General features: G+C 60.8%; 11 protein-coding genes. 6 read left to right on the forward strand and 5 right to left on the reverse strand.

Features of this window, described 5'->3' with window-relative positions; all coding sequences use genetic code 11:
* Positions 1-69: 69 nt before the first annotated feature.
* Positions 70-1260, reverse strand: a complete 1191-nt coding sequence (locus ACOOHD_RS08720; protein ID WP_420461183.1) for a hypothetical protein — start codon at positions 1258-1260, stop codon at positions 70-72.
* Between the two features lie 85 nt (positions 1261-1345).
* On the opposite strand from ACOOHD_RS08720, the gene ACOOHD_RS08725 reads away from it, so the two are divergent.
* Positions 1346-2167 (forward strand): universal stress protein, encoded by an 822-nt coding sequence (locus ACOOHD_RS08725; RefSeq protein WP_420461184.1) that lies wholly within the window; start codon positions 1346-1348, stop codon positions 2165-2167.
* A 176-nt stretch (positions 2168-2343) separates the two neighbouring features.
* Here the strand turns inward: ACOOHD_RS08725 and ACOOHD_RS08730 are convergent, their stop codons facing one another.
* A complete protein-coding gene (locus tag ACOOHD_RS08730) occupies positions 2344-4194 on the reverse strand; it encodes a DNA topoisomerase IV subunit B (RefSeq protein WP_420461185.1) in 1851 nt (616 codons plus the stop codon).
* A 151-nt stretch (positions 4195-4345) separates the two neighbouring features.
* Here ACOOHD_RS08730 and ACOOHD_RS08735 point away from each other — a divergent pair, with 151 nt between their 5' ends.
* Positions 4346-6877 (forward strand): hypothetical protein, encoded by a 2532-nt coding sequence (locus ACOOHD_RS08735; RefSeq protein ID WP_420461186.1) that lies wholly within the window; start codon positions 4346-4348, stop codon positions 6875-6877.
* 85 nt (positions 6878-6962) lie between these two features.
* On the opposite strand, the gene ACOOHD_RS08740 is transcribed toward ACOOHD_RS08735, so the two are convergent.
* A complete protein-coding gene (locus tag ACOOHD_RS08740) occupies positions 6963-8081 on the reverse strand; it encodes an AI-2E family transporter (protein ID WP_420461187.1) in 1119 nt (372 codons plus the stop codon).
* Positions 8082-8252: 171 nt separating this feature from the next.
* Between ACOOHD_RS08740 and icd the strand changes: the two genes are divergently transcribed.
* Entirely contained in the window at positions 8253-9482 is a 1230-nt protein-coding gene (gene icd / locus ACOOHD_RS08745) for an NADP-dependent isocitrate dehydrogenase (protein ID WP_420461188.1), read from the forward strand.
* Positions 9483-9644: 162 nt separating this feature from the next.
* Here the strand turns inward: icd and ACOOHD_RS08750 are convergent, their stop codons facing one another.
* The gene (locus tag ACOOHD_RS08750; RefSeq protein ID WP_420461189.1) at positions 9645-10316 is read right to left on the reverse strand and encodes a hypothetical protein; all 672 of its coding nucleotides are present in this window, start codon (positions 10314-10316) and stop codon (positions 9645-9647) included.
* 181 nt (positions 10317-10497) lie between these two features.
* Here ACOOHD_RS08750 and ACOOHD_RS08755 point away from each other — a divergent pair, with 181 nt between their 5' ends.
* The 3 genes from ACOOHD_RS08755 to ACOOHD_RS08765 are packed head-to-tail and all read left to right on the forward strand — an operon-like array spanning position 10498 to position 15291.
* On the forward strand, positions 10498-12117 hold the full coding sequence (locus ACOOHD_RS08755) for a sulfatase (RefSeq protein ID WP_420461190.1): 1620 nt from the start codon (positions 10498-10500) through the stop codon (positions 12115-12117).
* Between the two features lie 43 nt (positions 12118-12160).
* On the forward strand, positions 12161-13852 hold the full coding sequence (locus tag ACOOHD_RS08760) for a hypothetical protein (protein WP_420461191.1): 1692 nt from the start codon (positions 12161-12163) through the stop codon (positions 13850-13852).
* A gap of 56 nt (positions 13853-13908) precedes the next feature.
* The gene (locus ACOOHD_RS08765; protein WP_420461192.1) at positions 13909-15291 is read left to right on the forward strand and encodes a hypothetical protein; all 1383 of its coding nucleotides are present in this window, start codon (positions 13909-13911) and stop codon (positions 15289-15291) included.
* Between the two features lie 17 nt (positions 15292-15308).
* Here ACOOHD_RS08765 and ACOOHD_RS08770 read toward each other — a convergent pair whose 3' ends face one another.
* Positions 15309-16193: an NAD(P)/FAD-dependent oxidoreductase gene (locus ACOOHD_RS08770; protein WP_420461193.1), complete on the reverse strand. Its 885-nt coding sequence runs from the start codon at positions 16191-16193 to the stop codon at positions 15309-15311.
* Between the last annotated feature and the right edge of the window lie 6 nt (positions 16194-16199).

The raw sequence follows: 16199 nt of genomic DNA on the forward strand, positions 1-16199 counted from the left end.
AACTGCCCGGTCGCGCCCGGGGTTGGTGGCTGTCTACTGAGATGACACAGATTTAACCCTAACAATCTTCTACCGGAAGGGGTGGCGCTGCTGCCACTGCGGGGCGGTGAAAACGGCCGGCAGGAAAAAGGGCACCAGGGGGTTGAGCAGCGGGGAGCACAGCCGCAGGAGGGTGGCGTAGGAATGCGGCACGGCCCCTACTGAGCTCTTTATTTCCAGGGCCGTGCGGCCGTAGTCCAGGGTGGTGAAGTCGCCGGCCAGCGCATCGCCCAGCAGGTCGAAGAGCATGTTGTGGTAGAGGTGGTGGGAGCGCTTGTAACTTTCCTCCAGCCCCAGGTAGTGCGCCTGATACGCCGGGCCGTTAGCTAGTGCGGTGGTAAAGCCGATGAGTTCACCCGCCGGGTCGAAGTAACCGTGGACCGTAGCGTGCTGTCCGAGCCAGCGAAAGTAGTCCGGCGTCAACGCGGTCAGGTTGACGGCGGCCCCCTGGCTGGTAATGCGGTAGAGGGCGTAAATGCGGTCGAGCCGCTCGGTCACCTCCCGGGCCGGAAGGCTGCGCCGCTGGATGCCCGCCAACTTGGTCCGGGCCCGCCGGTAGCGGACGCGGTACTTACTGCTCAGATCGGCCACGTAAGCCTCGAGATCCGGCCACCGTAGGGGCAGTAGCATGCAGGGGTCAGTGGGAAGTAGCGTAAAGGGTTTGCGGAGTAGTGCAGCGGTATGGGGGGAGTCAGTGGGGTAAAGGTCCTTTAGTAGTACCGCCCGGTACCCCCTACCCCGCCGCAGCAGGGTGTCGGCTACCGCCGGTAGTAGTTGCGCGGCTTCCTTTGGGTTCAGCAGGTTTAGCCCGTCCTGGCCGTAGTCTCCCGAAGTCAGCAATTGCCCGAGGACGAGCACTTTACTGCGGAGGGACCGCAGCAGCCGCCGGCGAAAGTCCCAGCTACTGGTCTCTCCCTTCGCCGTATCACTGAACTGTGCCGCGGCATCGAAGTATAAATCCTGGGCGGTGAGTAGTAAACGGCGTCCGCTCGGTGCGTGGGTCAGTTCGAACGCCCGGGTAGTCATCCCCTGCGGATAGCGATGGAGAAAGGTTAGGGTGTCCGGCTGTAGCCACCAGTCGTCGGATCGCCGTGGCCGGAGATACTCGCCGCCGTTCAGGCGGCGAATTTGCCAGTCAGAGTAGTTGTCGACACTTATGGCAGTGCCCCTCCTGTGCGCGACTAGCTGCTTGCCCCTTCCGTACCGACACTGACGACTCATACCCCTGCGGTTGATTGTTCTAACGGGCGAATAGCGCGAAAGGTCGGCCCGGTCGTGTATCTTCGCCGCCCACTAGCGCCACACTATGATCCAACGCGTCCTTGTTCCCGTCGATTTCAGCAAAGGATCGGCCGCCGCCCTGCGGTACGCCGAGGCCCTGGCTTCGTCCGTAGGCGCACGCGAGGTCCGGGTCATTCACGTCTTCACTCCCCAGGCCGCCAGCGGCGATACGGCCGCTCTGGCCACCCCCGTCGGTGAGCTCATGGACGCCCGCGAGGCTGCCCTCGGGGAGTTCCTTCAGCTCCACCCCGCCCCCGACTCGGTACGCCGTCGCAGCGAGCTCGTCCTGGGCTTCCCCGCCGATAAGATCGTGGAGGAAAGCGCCACCACCGACCTGGTCGTGCTCGGCGCTACCGGCTCGGCCGACCTGCTCGAGGAGGTATTCGGCAGTATCTCCTCCACGGTGGCCCAGCGTAGCGCCTGTCCCGTACTGCTGGTACCTAAGGGTGCCGAGTTCAGCGATTACCGCCACATCCTCTACGCCAGCAGCAGCCTTTCCCTGAGTCGCCGCGCCGTGCTCCAGCTCATGGACTTCAACGAGCTCTTCCGCGCTCGCATCCACTTCGTGCACGTCAACGAAGACGACAGCGAGCACCGCCGCGAGCGCGAGAAACTCTTTGCCCCCCTGTTTAACAACCCCGACCCCGAGTTTGCCTTCGAGATCATCGAGGTGACCGCCGATACCGTACAGCAGGGCCTGGTCGATTACCTCCAGCAGAATCCCGTACAGCTCGCGGTGATGGTGACCCAGGAGCGGGGGTTCTGGGAGCGGTTGTTTCACCGCAGTGCTACTAAGCAGATGCTGCTGCATCCCACTATTCCAGTGCTAATTCTCCATTTGGAGTAGACCGCGGCCTGCGGCCGGGTTAGACCCCTCGCTACGCGTTCGGGGGAAGACCCGCTAAAGCGGGGTAGACAGCACCCCCCCCGCAGGCACCCCGGGCGGTAGCTCTACCCGCGCAGCGGTCTACCCCGAACGCGCCAGTGAGGGTCTACCCCACCGGGTCTACTCCATAGGGTCTACTACTCTTCATCCCGCTCCACCCGCAAATTATCAATAATAAAGTTCTGCCGCACCGGGGTATTCTTCCCCATATAGTAGCTCAGCAGGTCCTCGATGTTGGTGTTGTCGGCCATGACGACGGGCTCCAGGCGGATGTCCTCGCCGATGAAGTCCTTGAACTCGCCGGGGCTGATCTCACCGAGGCCCTTAAAGCGGGTGATCTCGGCCTTGCCGCGTAGTTTTTCGATGGCCTCCTGCTTTTCCTGCTCGCTGTAACAGTAGTAGGTCTTCTGCTTATCGCGTACGCGGAAGAGGGGGGTCTCCAGGATGTAGAGGTGCCCCTTAGTGACCATATCGGGGAAGAACTGTAGGAAGAAAGTCAGCAGCAGCAGCCGGATGTGCATACCGTCGACGTCGGCGTCGGTGGCAATCACGACGCGGTTGTAGCGAATCTCGTCGACGTCGTCCTCAATGTTGAGGGCATGCTGCAGGAGGTTGAACTCCTCGTTCTCGTAGACAACCTTTTTGGTGAGGCCGTAGCAGTTTAGGGGCTTGCCGCGTAGGGAGAAGACAGCCTGGGTCTGTACGTCGCGGGCTACGGTGATGGAGCCGCTGGCCGAGTCGCCCTCGGTGATGAAGATGGTGGTATCCAGACGTACCTCCTCGTCCTTGCCCTTCGTATCGCCGAAGTGCACGCGGCAGTCGCGCAGCTTCTTGTTGTGGAGATTAGCCTTTTTGGCCCGCTGATTGGCCAGTTTTTTGATGCCGGCGATCTCCTTGCGTTCCCGCTCCGACTGCTTGATGCGCTTTTCGAGCGACTGGGCAATGGTGGGGTTCTTATGCAGGAAATTATCGAGCGCTTCGGTCAGGAAGTTGCGCAGGAAGGTCTGTACGGTTGGTCCCTTGGGTCCCATGTCGGTGCTGCCGAGCTTGGTCTTGGTCTGCGACTCAAAGACCGGCTCCTCTACCTTGATGGCAATGGCAGCGATGACGCTGGCTAGGATATCCTTGCGGTCGTAGTTCTTACCGTAGTGCTTCTGGACGGTCTCGACCAGGGCCTGACGGAAGGCATTGAGGTGGGTACCGCCCTGGGTGGTGAACTGTCCGTTGACGAAACTGAAGTAGGTCTCGCCGTAGGCACTGCCGTGGGTGAGGGCGATTTCGATGTCGTCGCCCCTTAGGTGGATGATGTCGTAGCGCAACTGCTCCACGTTGGTCTTACGCTCCAGCAGGTCGCGCAGGCCATTCTTCGACACCAGGGTTTTGCCGTTGAAGTTGATCTTGAGTCCGGCGTTCAGGTAGGCGTAGTTCCAGAGCTGGTTCTCGACGAAATCGCTGCGAAAGCGGTACTTCTTGAAGATCGAGCTATCGGGCACGAAGCTCACGTAGGTGCCATTGTCCTCCTTGGTCGTGGTAGGCTTATGGTCCCTGACCAGGTTGCCCTCCGAGAAATCGGCCTGCTTGAGCTTTCCCTCACGCACGGCGTAGACGCGGAAATCGTCCGACAGCGCGTTGGTCGCCTTTAGTCCCACCCCGTTCAGTCCCACCGCCTTCTTAAAGGCCTTGCTATCGTACTTACCGCCGGTGTTAATCTTTGAAACTACGTCGACCACCTTACCGAGCGGGATACCACGGCCGTAGTCGCGCACCTTTACCGTTCCGTCCTCGATCGTCACGTCGATCTGCCGGCCGTGGCCCATGACGTACTCGTCGATGGAGTTATCGATCACTTCCTTGAGCAGGATGTAGATGCCGTCGTCAGGGCTCGACCCATCGCCAAGTTTACCGATGTACATGCCGGGGCGCATGCGGATATGCTCCTTCCAGTCGAGGGACCGGATGTTATCTTCGGTATAGGTGCTCTGTGCCATGTATTGCTGCTGTCTCGACTGGCAAACATACGAAACGCTGGGAATATTATCAAACAATTTGTTGGCTTAGACGCGGTGGGGCTAGCAAACATTCCGTGTCGCCCCAAGCTTTTATACACAATCCCCTTGCCCCACCGTTCCCCCTGTCTACATGACCGGTACATTTCGTTTTCGCTGGTGGTACCTGCTGCTGCTCCTTCCCCTGCTGTTGTATTTCGCGGCAGACTGGTACGTTGGTCAGCGCATCGAGGGGTCCATCGCGCGGGCTAATGCGGGCGACAACAGCCTTTCCATCCGCGACTACCGCTACGGTTTCTTCCCCATCGGTTTCACCGCTACCGGCATTCGCTTCGATCAGGACCGTAATACCATCGCTGCCCGTGGCTCTCTATCGAGCGTGTCCGTCCGCGGAGTGAATCTACTGAGCCTCCTGACGGGTAAGCCCATCACCGTACGGGAGATCCGGCTGCGGGGGATGGATGCCGCCCTTACCCGTCAGGCTGCACCTGCGACCGCGGCGGATAGTTCCAGTTTTGCCCTGCACGTCTCAGCCCTGTACCTGGATAGCATCTTTCTCGACCTCACCGAGGCACCGACGGGCAGAAAACTCAACGTGCACCACCTCGGCGGCACCCTGGAGCCCCTCACCCTTCCCCTCCGGCCCGCCGCCATCGAGCGCCTCCGGGTGGAAGCCGATACGGTTGCCTATCTCGCCCCGCAGGACAGTACCCAACTCACTGCGACTACTATTTTCTACGCCACGGAGTATGCCGCCGTCCAGGTGGGTGACGTATCCTTCCGGCAGGGGAGCCGTACCGACCTGTGGGCCCGCGACTTACGCTTCGTCGGCGTCGCTGAGGCGCAGCTCCAGCAGAACGTGATAACCCTGGATTCTATCTCCGTCGCACAGCTGGGCGGCGGCGCGCAGGTGCAAAGCAGGTCGCAACGGGACAAGCCCGCTCAAGCTTCCTCTGCCCCACCCCCTGCCCTACAGCTGGGAACCCTCTCCCTACCGGACGTCGATCTGGCCCTCCGTGGCCCCTTCGGCACCGCCGCGCTTGACGGAGCACTGATCGTAAATGGTCTATCTTACCGGGACAGTCTACACCTAGAAAGCCTGAAGCTAGACGGGAAGCGGCTATCCTTCGACAACCAAAAAAACCTGACCATAGCGGCTAGTGAGACGGTACTGGAGCAGGGCCGGCTCACCGTGCCGTTGCAGGCCGCTACGGTAGGACCTACCCGCCTTGCGGTACCGAAGCTCACCGTCGAAACGGGCACAGAGACGCTCACCGTGGCCGGGTTGGACTACGACAGTGCGGAGCGTGCCCTGAGGGGCAGCGACCTACGAATCTCCGGCGATCGGATCACCGGCACCGTAGCTAGCCTCAACGTATCGGACATCGACCGCTCGGCGCTACTGGTGGGCAAGCCCGTACGCGCCGGCTCGGCCGAGGTCCGTGCGGCCGACCTCACCGTGCACAACCGCGACGGCGGCAGCTACCGCATCACCGCTCCCGAGCTCACCCTTACCGGCCTGAGCAATGCCGACGGCCTCCGCATCGACCGCGCCCAGCTCACGAACGGGACCCTCCACCGCCGGGGCCAAACCGGCAAAGAGGACATCGTAGCCCGGGGCGTGTACCTCGATCAGTACGGCATCGCCACCCCCTTCGAACCCACCCGCCTGGGGCCAAGTAAGCTGCAAGTCGATCGGGTGACCATCCTGAGTGAGGAGACGCCCATCGACTACGTCTTCGACCGCATCGCCTACAGTAGTCGCCTTGGCGTACTGACCCTCGACAGCATGCAGCGCCGCAACCGGCTAACGGCTGCGGAGACCTTCCGCGACCAACTCCGCAAGTCGTGGCTCGACTTCCACTTCGACGGACTGCGGGCCAGCGGTATCGCCCACGATGCGTTGCTGCGGGGCGAGACGATAGCCGTCGATTCCCTGACCGCCGCTGACTTTCGCGTCCTAGTCGTGGAGGATTTATCGCAGGACCCGCCACCCAGACAAAAGTACATGCCCATCGAGGCCCTGCGCCGTATCGGTCCGCGTATTCAGTTGCGGGCGGCCCGCCTTTCGTCTACCGACATCGCCTACGGGGTCGTCGATACCGTGCTGGACGCCAAGACCATCCACTTCTCCGCCGGCACGGTCCAGCTGGGCAACCTCGATACCGAGCTCAGTACTACGGATAGTGTCCAGATCACCTTCGATGCCACCTTCGAGCGCGCCACGCCGCTGCACGCCGAGTTTGCCCTGGCGCGAGACAGCAGCGGACGCAACTACGCCATCCGTGGCGAGTTCGGGCAGTACGATCTAAGCGGTATCAATCCGCTGTTCGAGGTGGCGGCCGATGCCTACATCGAGTCGGGCGTCATCGAAGGTATGCAGTACCGGGGCCAGCTAAAGAACGAGGTGCTGACCGGCGAACTGACCATGCTGTACCACGACCTAGACGTGACGTTGGTTGGCGGCGGCAGCTGGTTTAAAAATCTGCTCTCGGAGTTCGTGCTCAAAAAAGATAATCTGCGGGGGGAAGACTTCCGCCAGGGAAAAATGTACCACGAGCACAGTCGGGAGAAGAGCTTTTTTAATGCGTACTGGAAGGGGCTGGTTAGCGGGATGCGGTCTTCTGCTCTGGCTGATATTGCTTTGCAGAAGGAGCTTGATTGAGTGTTGTAGGGCAGCAAAGCTGCCTTGTTTTGAACTATAGTAAACAGATTACACGGAGCAAAGCGCGAAGCGCGTGCGAGGCCCCTCAGGCGATAGTAGTAGCATCCTCAGCCTCCACCACCCCCTCCCTATGCTCGCTCTCCTTACGTCCCGGCCGGTTCAGCTTCCGCGTATTCACGTCCCCATTGCGGCTCAGTAGGATGGCTACGGCACGCGTCTGCGGAAACTGGGCGGTGATGATGATGATGGCCACCGTGATCGGCACGCTCAGTAGCATACCCACGATGCCCCAGAGCATACTCCAGAGGATGAGGGAGAGCACCACCACCAGAGGGCTGATGTTGAGGGTACTGCCCATGAGGCGGGGCTCGATGATGTTGCCGACGAGCAGCTGCACGATGGTTACGCCGATGACGACCACCAGGAAGGGGGTGAGGGTGTCGAACTGTACCAGGGCCAGCAGGGCGGGTAGGGCCGTGGCGGTGATGGAGCCGATGGTGGGGATGTAGTTAAACAGGAAGATCAGAAAGGCCCAGAAAAGGGCGTAGTCTAGTCCGATCACCTGAAAGATGATGAAGCAGAGCACTGCCGTAGCGATGCTGGTCAGGGTCTTTACGCCCAGGTAGGTACGCATGGCGGTGTTGATCTCCTGAAGCACGAAGGCAAAGCGGGTACTGCTGCGCATATCCAGACCGAGGGCCCGTAGCTTCCTGGGAAAGCTACCCTGCTCGACCAGGAAGAAAAGGACGTACAGCAGCACGAGGGCTACCCCCTTAGCCGCACTCGTGACCCCGGCAAAAACCAGGGCAAGGTTACCGAGTAGCTCCTGGCCGATACGCAACTGGGTGATGCTGGGCGGGGGCCGGTCAATTCTCAGGCGGGCGTACACGTTGGCGATCTGCTGCTCGATCCGGGGCAGGTACACGTCGCTTTCCTGCACGAAACCATTGACCGTATTGACGATCATGTCCGAGATGAAGTACAGCCCCAGAACGATAAAGCCCAGTGACATCAGTAGGGTAACCGCGTTAGGCAGGCGGAAACCTCCGAGTGGCAAGTTCTGGAACTGATCGTTGAGGGCGTTAACCAGGTACCAGAATACGAGTGCCACGACGATGGGCACCAGGTAGCTCTTGCCCAGCACGATGAGGGCAAGGACCAGCGCGATCGTGATCAACCAGGCGGCAACGCGGACGATGGACATACCAGACTAACGAACCGGGTCGGCAAAATGTGCTTGTCTAGCCACTGGGGAATTGCCCGTTTTTCTATCCAGCCTGCACCTGCCCCGATAGGTATCGAGGCCCGCAACTTTTACCTATTTTTGCCGGCCGCCCCCGGGCGGAGCCACAACCACATCAACCCAACCCACCACATGAGCGGATCCAAGATCACCATCGCCAACGGCAAACTCAACGTACCCAACGACCCCATCCTCCCCTTCATTGAGGGGGATGGTATCGGTCCCGATATCTGGGCCGCCGCCCACCGCGTACTCGAAGCTGCCGTAGAGAAGGCCTACAACGGAGCGCGCAGCATCGTGTGGAAGGAGGTGCTGGCCGGCCAGAAGGCCATGGATGAGACCGGAGAGTGGCTGCCCCAGGCTACGCTCGATAACATCGAGGAGTACCTCGTATCCATCAAGGGCCCGCTGACTACCCCCGTCGGCGGCGGTATCCGCTCGCTCAATGTGGCCCTGCGCCAGAAGCTCGATCTCTACGCCTGCGTGCGCCCCGTGCAGTATTTCAGCGGCGTGCCCAGCCCCGTTAAAAATCCGCAGGACGTGGACATGATCATCTTCCGCGAGAACACCGAGGACATCTACGCCGGCATTGAATTCGCCGAGGGAACGCCGGAGAATAAGGCCTTTCTAAGCTGGCTGAAGGAGACCTACCCCGACCGCTACGCCAAGGTCCGCTTCCCGGACACTACGGGTATCGGCATCAAGCCCGTGAGTCAGGAAGGAACCCGCCGCCTGGTCAAGGCTGCCATTCAGTACGCCATCGACAACGGTAAGGACAGCGTGACTCTCGTGCATAAGGGCAACATCATGAAGTTCACCGAGGGCAGCTTCCGCGACTGGGGCTACCAGACGGCCGCCGAGGACTTCGGTGCCACCCCCCTCGACGGCGGGCCCTGGCACGTACTAAAGACTGATGATGGCCGCGAGATCACAATCAAGGATGTCATCGCCGATGCCATGCTGCAGCAGATCATCCTGCGGCCCAGGGAGTACAGCGTCATCGCTACCCTTAACCTCAATGGCGACTACATCTCAGACGCCCTGGCCGCACAGGTGGGCGGTATCGGTATTGCGCCGGGAGCCAACATCAACTACACCACCGGCATATCGATCTTTGAGGCTACCCACGGCACGGCGCCGAAGTACGCCGGCCAGGACAAGGTGAACCCCAGCTCGGTCATCCTTTCCGGTGAGATGATGTTCCGCTACATGGGCTGGCCCGAGGCGGCCGACCTGATCATCAAGGGCATCGAGGGGGCCATCAGCAAGAAGCGGGTCACCTACGACTTCGAGCGGCAGATGGAGGGGGCCACGCTGCTGAAGTGCTCTGAGTTTGGGGATGAGATTATTGCTAATATGTAGGGTGCGCCTGGCGGCGCGAAGGTTCACCACTGAGGAGGCGGCAGAGGGTTTCACGGAGGTTTCACAGAGTATGCATGACTGTGTCTGTGAAACCTTTGTGACCGCCGTAGGCAGCAGCGCAGCTAACGCCTTTGTTTCCTCCGTGGTGAACCCTTGCCGCCGCTAGGCAGGCAAGCTACGCCCCACCAGCTCCCGCACCGCCAACCCCAGCAACAACTGCTCCTCCTTCTCCGTCAGGTCCTCGGGAATGAACTCGAAGGCCCGCTGGCTGAGTCCGTCGCTTGACGTGGTGGGTAGATTGGTGAGCGCCCCCACCTCGCGGTTACCCACGCTCACGGGCAGGTAATTTTCGCGGGCCTCGGTGGCGATGCGGGCCAGTTCCTTACCGGTACGCTCGCCCAGTAGCCGCTTACCCTCCAGGGTGCCCACGGGCTGGCTGTCGATTTCCAGTTTGGTTTTGCCCCTATCGGTCCAGTACACGTAGTCGTGCTCGGCGGTGCGGGCGTAGAGTAGTTCGTTGACCTGCTTGCCCAGGAAGCGGCGGTAGCTATAGCTCACTACGGGCTCGTTGAAGATCGTCGTGAAGGTGCCCTTGGCCGTCTTGCCGGCTCCACTGGTCTTGACCACCTGCTTGTCCTGCGTGAGGCTGAAGAGGTCGAGCTCCTCGCGGTCCATCTTGATGAGTTGGGGGCTCCACCGGTCCATGTCCTGCTGCAGCTCGCTCAGTACCCGGCCGCGGCGCTTTTTACCGGGCATACGGTGGTTGCTCCACTGGTTGAACATATAGATCAGGGCGGCAACGAGCAGGATGGAGAGGATGGTCAGGACGATCATGGGGGGTGGCTTGTGTAGAAGCAACAACTAAACGGGGGGGCGGGGTCGCCGGTGCAACGGAAAGTCGTGGGAGCACCCGGTACATCCCTGCTGTATTCGACTACTCCGCGCTGCCGGACGACCGGTGGCACCCGCGGCCCCGCCCCCATTCCCTATCTTAGCCACTTCCCAACCCACCCGCATGTACCGCCTCCTTCCGCTCCTGGCCCTAGCCGCCCTGCTCACCGCCTGCGGCAACACCGACGCCTCTGAACGTAGCGCCGACCAAAACCGTCCACCCAACATCATCTTCATCATGTCGGACGACCACGCCTACCAGGCCATCTCGGCCTACGACGACCGACTAATCGAGACGCCCAACATCGACCGCCTAGCCGAGGAGGGGATGTTATTCAGCAACGCCTGCGTGACCAACTCGATCTGTGCGCCCTCGCGGGCCGTGATCCTGACCGGCAAGCATAGCCACCTCAACGGCAAGATCGATAACCGGATGCCCTTTGATACCGCCCAGACGACCTTTCCGCAGCTGTTCCAGCAGGGGGGGTATAAGACGGCCATGTTTGGTAAGCTGCACTTCGGGAATAATCCGAAGGGGGTGGATGATTTTATGATCCTGCCGGGGCAGGGCAACTACATCAATCCCGACTTCATCACCCCGCGGGGCGATACCACCATCCAGGGCTACGCGACGGAGATCATTACGGATGTGACGCTCGACTGGCTGAAGAAAAACGGGCAAGCTGGCGACGAGCCCTTCATGATGATGTACCTGCACAAGGCTCCCCACCGGCCCTGGTGGCCCACGCCGGAGCGCTTTGCCGAGTACTACGAAAAGACCTTCCCCGAGCCCCCCACCCTCTTCGACGACTACAGCGGGCGCGGCACGGCGGCCCACACCGCGGAGATGAACCTGCTGGACCACATGCAGTACGGCCACGACAGCAAGGTGTACCCCGAGGTACAGGCCGCAATGGGTAGCGACCTGAAACCGGATATGGAGCAGTACGAGAACGGTTTCTACGGCCCCTACAACCGCGCCACGCCGGAGCAGAAGGCCGCCTACAAACCTACCCTGGACAAAATCGCGGCCGACTTCAGGGAGAACTGGCCCACCATGACCGACGAGGAAAAGATGCGCTGGAAGTACCAGCGCTACATGCAGGACTACCTGGCCTGTATCTCCCTGGTCGACGACAACGTAGGACGCCTGCTGGACTACCTCGACGCGAGCGGACTGGCCGAAAATACCATCGTAGTATACACCTCCGATCAGGGCTTTTACCTGGGCGAGCACGGCTGGTTCGATAAGCGGTTCATCTACGACGAGAGCTTTAAGACGCCGCTGCTAGTGCGCTGGCCCGGCGTGGTGGAGCCCGGATCGCGTAGCTCCGAGATGGTACAGAATCTCGACTTTGCGCAGACTTTCCTCGATGCCGCCGGCCTGCCCCAGCCCGACGACATGCAGGGCGAAAGCCTCATGCCGCTACTGACCGGCGATACCTCCTCCTGGACCCGCAACGGCGTCTACTACCACTACTACGAGTACCCCGCCGTACACATGGTCAAGCGCCACTACGGCATCGTGACCGAGGATTATAAACTGGTGCACTTCTACGACGACGTCGATGAGTGGGAGCTTTACGACCGCAAGGCCGACCCGCGGGAGCTACGGAGTGTCTACGACGACCCGGAATACGCCGAGGTGGTCGATCAGCTAAAGTCCGAGCTCACGGATATGCGTGCCTATTATGAGGACTCCGAGGAGTTAGATCGGCACTATATGCAGTTTCGGGGGGAGTAGTAGCGCCACAGTATAAATCCATTCCGTACATCAGGTTACCACCATGCTAGATATCCTCCGCACGCTCCCTCTATCCCTTTACGCCCTCACCCCCCTACTCCTTTTCCTTTGCACCTGCGCACGCGCGCCCCAGACCGACGTGACCGACGTGCAGCCCGACGCTATCTATCCCGATAGCTATCGGGTCGCCCCCTTCGATAGTCTGGATGTACTGGCTACCAACGACTGGTGGACGCGCGACGCCAGCCGCATCACTAACCTAAAGATCGGTCGGGACTCCATCGTCGCCTTCGGTGCCTACACGGTAGCAAACGGCGTACTGAAGCTCTCCGCCCAGCTCTACCCCCTCTACCCCGCCGAGTCGCGCACGGTGTACCTGGACTTCGAGCGCGACGGTGAGTGGCAGGAATACGGCAAGCAGGAGGTGAACGAGATCGGCTGGCACGCCCTGTTCCGCGTGGAGGACTGGCCCGAAAACGAGGACACGTCCTACCGGCTACGGCACGAGAACGGAGCTGCATTCGAAGGCACTATCCGCCACGTACCCCCGGCGGGTGAGGAGGTCACCGTGGCCGCCCTGAGCTGCAACTCCAGCAACGACACCGGTGGGCGCGAGGAGTACGTGCGCAACATTAATGCCCTGAACCCCGACCTGGTCTTTTTCGCCGGCGACCAGTCGTACTTCCATAAGGAGCACACGGCGGCCTGGCTACTCTTCGGTAAGCAGTTTCGGGAGGTATTCCGGCACCGGCCCATGGTGAGTATCCCCGACGATCACGACATTGGGCAGGGTAACCTATGGGGCGAGGGCGGTAAACGAGCCGAGCGCGTGGAGGGTGACGACGGCGGCTACTATTACGATCCCGACTACGTAAAAATGGTCGAGCGGGCCCAGACTAGCCACCTACCCGACCCCTACGATCCCACCCCGGTTGCTCAGGGCATCGGCGTCTACTATACAGACTACCCGCTGGGCTCGGTGGACTTTGCCATCATCGAGGACCGTAAATTCAAGTCTGGTCCGAAGGACAAGATTCCCCAGCAGGGCCCCCGCCCGGACCACATTCGTAACCCAGACTACGACCCCGCAACCGTCGACGTAGCCGGTCTGGAGCTACTCGGCGAGCGGCAGCTCAGCTTTCTTGAGCAGTGGGGCGGGGACCCCGATAGCTATCGGGGTGCGGAGAACCGAATGAAGGCGGTGCTCTCCCAGACCGGCTTTGCCAACGGGGCCCACATCCACGGGCAGCTCGATAACCGCCTCCACGCCGACATGGATTCGAACGGCTGGCCACAGACGGGGCGCAACAAGGCGCTGCGTCTGATTCGCGACGCCGGGGCCGTGCACATCGGCGGCGATCAGCACCTGGCCACGGTGATTCACCACGGCATTGAGGAGTTTAATGACGGCCCCTACGCCTTCCTGGTGCCGGCCATCGTCAACAACTACTACAGCCGCTGGTGGTGGCCGGCCAGCGAGCAGGCCGGGCCGAATGCGCGAGAGGGGGTCGATCTGCCCTGGTTGGGCGAGTACCGCGACGGCTTTGACAACCCCATCACGATGCTGGCCTACGCCAATCCGGATCAGCCGGACCACGGGGCGGGCTTTGGCTTTATCCGTTTCGACCCGGTGGGGCGTACGGTGACCTTCGAGTGCTGGCCGCGGACGGTGGATGTGACGGCGGCGGGGGCTGAGCAGTTTGAGGGGTGGCCTTATGTGGTGAGGGACTTGTGACTGACTACGCTAGACATCCCGACCGGTACACCTGGGTCCGTGCCATAATCATCCTCTTGCTGCTCGTAGATACTGGGTACTCCGCGGTGCAACACTACCACCAACCCATTGACGGGGACGTAGCCTGGAACCTGGTGCCCGCCACGGAGGTCGACCCCATCCTGCACGATCCGTTGGGGCTACAGACCTGGCGAACCGGTAAGACCTACCCGAATCCGAACCGGTTTTTCTGTCACTGGGGCTTTCGCAGCTACCTGCTTAACTTACCAGTGTGGCTACAGCACTTTGTGGACCCGGTGCGCAGTGTATACCTGGCTAGTGCCCTGGCTAAGACTGCCGTGCAGCTACTGCTGCTCTATCTGCTCACGCGGAGCATCGTCGGTCGCCAGGTCCTGTACGCCCTACCCTTTCTGGGGGTCGCCCTCATGCTAGTGCCCTTTTTCCAGGCCAGTGGTTATCGGTCGCACCTTGGCATCATCGATCCGTCGATCACCTACACCTTTTTCTACGCCCTACCGGCGGCCTTGCTGCTCCTGTTCCTCCTTCCTTTTGCGGATCACGTGTATCACCGGAGACCATGGAAGGTATCCGTGCTAGGCTGTCTGCTGCTGGCGCTACTTGGCGTAGTGGTCTGCCTGAGCGGCCCGCTCAATCCGGGTGCGGTGCTGGTGCTCACGGCGGTGGCGGGTGGCTACCTGCTGCGGAAGGGGCCTGCGGCTACCGTTAACCATCTCCGCAGCCTACCCATCGCGCTAGTGCTGCTATGGGCGCTGATGGTTGCGTTGTCGATCTACTCACTCTGGATCGGACGGTACAACAGTCTCGGGTTGGTCGAGGAGCTACCCCTGGTGGAGCGGTATGCCCTTCTACCCGCAGGCATCTACCGGCAGTTCACCCAGAAGCTAGCCTTTCCGTTGCTGTTTGGTGGCCTGGCGCTCAACTATATACTGCTGCGCCGAACCCGGGGGGAAGCAGCCGGTAGGGTCCTCAGCTTATACACCTGGGTTATCCTGTTCACAGGGCTTTATTTGCTCCTACTACCCCTGGGCGGCTACCGGGAGTACCGTCCTTACACCCTTCGCTACGACACCATTCTTCCGGTCACCCTGGCTTTGCTCCTAGCGTACGGGGCCGGTTCGCTCCGACTACTGCGAACGCTGCGCGGTCACCGGCGGCTCGGCTATGGAGCTGTTCTACTCCTAATCGGCCTGATCTTTACCAATGCTGACCGGCCGGAGTTTGGCAACAATGCCTGCGAAACAGCGGCTTTGTATACCCTAGCTACGTCCACCCGCGATACGGTACCCCTTCCGGCCGACTGTTCTGTTATCAGTTGGACTACCAGCAGCAATCCTGCCGATTCGGAGCTAAATGCTCGCTTGCTGGTCGCCTGGCGCATTACTCCCACGCTGAAATACTTCTACAACCAGGAGCAGTAGGAGTATCTGCGATTATACTAGAGGAGTAACCCAGCATTCACCATGGCCCCTACTTTGTTGCCACTACCCGTAGCGTATGCCACGGAGCGCATCATCGTCGTGCAGTCGCCGGCGGCGTAGATACCGGCTATGGTAGTAAGCCCGCGATCATCGACTTGTAGGAATCCGTCTTCGTCAAGGGTGCATCCGACAGCTTCTGGTAGGGCGCACCTCTGACTGAGGTGGGGATGAAGGTAGAAGGCAGTGAGGGGTACGGCCGTACCATCCGCCAGACAGACAGCCCGTAGGTTTCCATCTTCGTGCTGGAGCTCATCAATAGACTGCTGCATGACCCGTACTCCACTGCCCTCAATCTCCTGCACGTCAAAATTGGCGGGGCCATTGGTAAATAGCGTAAGCTCATCGGTTAGATTACCGATCAGGCGGGTCATAAAGGGGACGTGGTCGTTGTTGAGCAGCAGACCGGTAGGCTGACCGCGGATCTCGTAGCCGTGGCAGTAGGGACAGTGGATGGCGGTCTTACCCCAGCACTCCAGTACACCGGGGATGTCCGGTAGCCCATCGTGCAGGCCGGTAGCAAAAACCACCTTCTTTGCGGTATAGGTAGTGCCTGTGGTCGTGCCGAGTATGAACGCCCCGTCTTCCCCATCCAATTCCGTCGCCTGATCCTCGATCCTGCTAACATACTCGTAGGCCAGTACCTGCTCGCGCGCCCGGGCGGCAATCTCTAATGGGGACTCCCCGTCGTGAGTGATGAAGTTGTGGGCGTAAGGAGTGCGCTTATTACACGGGTCGCCACCGTCGATAATGAGGGTATGGCGCAGGGAGCGGCCCAGCACCATGGCGGCGGAGAGACCGGCGTAGCTGCCGCCAATCACGATGACGTCGAAGTTGGTGCGCATAGGGTA

This window comes from Neolewinella sp., from assembly GCF_965214665.1.
Taxonomy (GTDB): domain Bacteria; phylum Bacteroidota; class Bacteroidia; order Chitinophagales; family Saprospiraceae; genus Neolewinella.

Bases quoted from the DNA above. Each gene is read 5' to 3' on its own strand.
- ACOOHD_RS08760 (WP_420461191.1), top strand. From the start codon at position 12,161: ATGCTAGATATCCTCCGCACGCTCCCTCTATCCCTTTACGCCCTCACC.
- ACOOHD_RS08755 (WP_420461190.1), top strand. From the start codon at position 10,498: ATGTACCGCCTCCTTCCGCTCCTGGCCCTAGCCGCCCTGCTCACCGCC.
- ACOOHD_RS08750 (WP_420461189.1), bottom strand. From the start codon at position 10,316: ATGATCGTCCTGACCATCCTCTCCATCCTGCTCGTTGCCGCCCTGATC.
- icd (WP_420461188.1), top strand. From the start codon at position 8,253: ATGAGCGGATCCAAGATCACCATCGCCAACGGCAAACTCAACGTACCC.
- ACOOHD_RS08725 (WP_420461184.1), top strand. From the start codon at position 1,346: ATGATCCAACGCGTCCTTGTTCCCGTCGATTTCAGCAAAGGATCGGCC.
- ACOOHD_RS08735 (WP_420461186.1), top strand. From the start codon at position 4,346: ATGACCGGTACATTTCGTTTTCGCTGGTGGTACCTGCTGCTGCTCCTT.
- ACOOHD_RS08720 (WP_420461183.1), bottom strand. From the start codon at position 1,260: ATGAGTCGTCAGTGTCGGTACGGAAGGGGCAAGCAGCTAGTCGCGCAC.
- ACOOHD_RS08740 (WP_420461187.1), bottom strand. From the start codon at position 8,081: ATGTCCATCGTCCGCGTTGCCGCCTGGTTGATCACGATCGCGCTGGTC.
- ACOOHD_RS08770 (WP_420461193.1), bottom strand. From the start codon at position 16,193: ATGCGCACCAACTTCGACGTCATCGTGATTGGCGGCAGCTACGCCGGT.
- ACOOHD_RS08730 (WP_420461185.1), bottom strand. From the start codon at position 4,194: ATGGCACAGAGCACCTATACCGAAGATAACATCCGGTCCCTCGACTGG.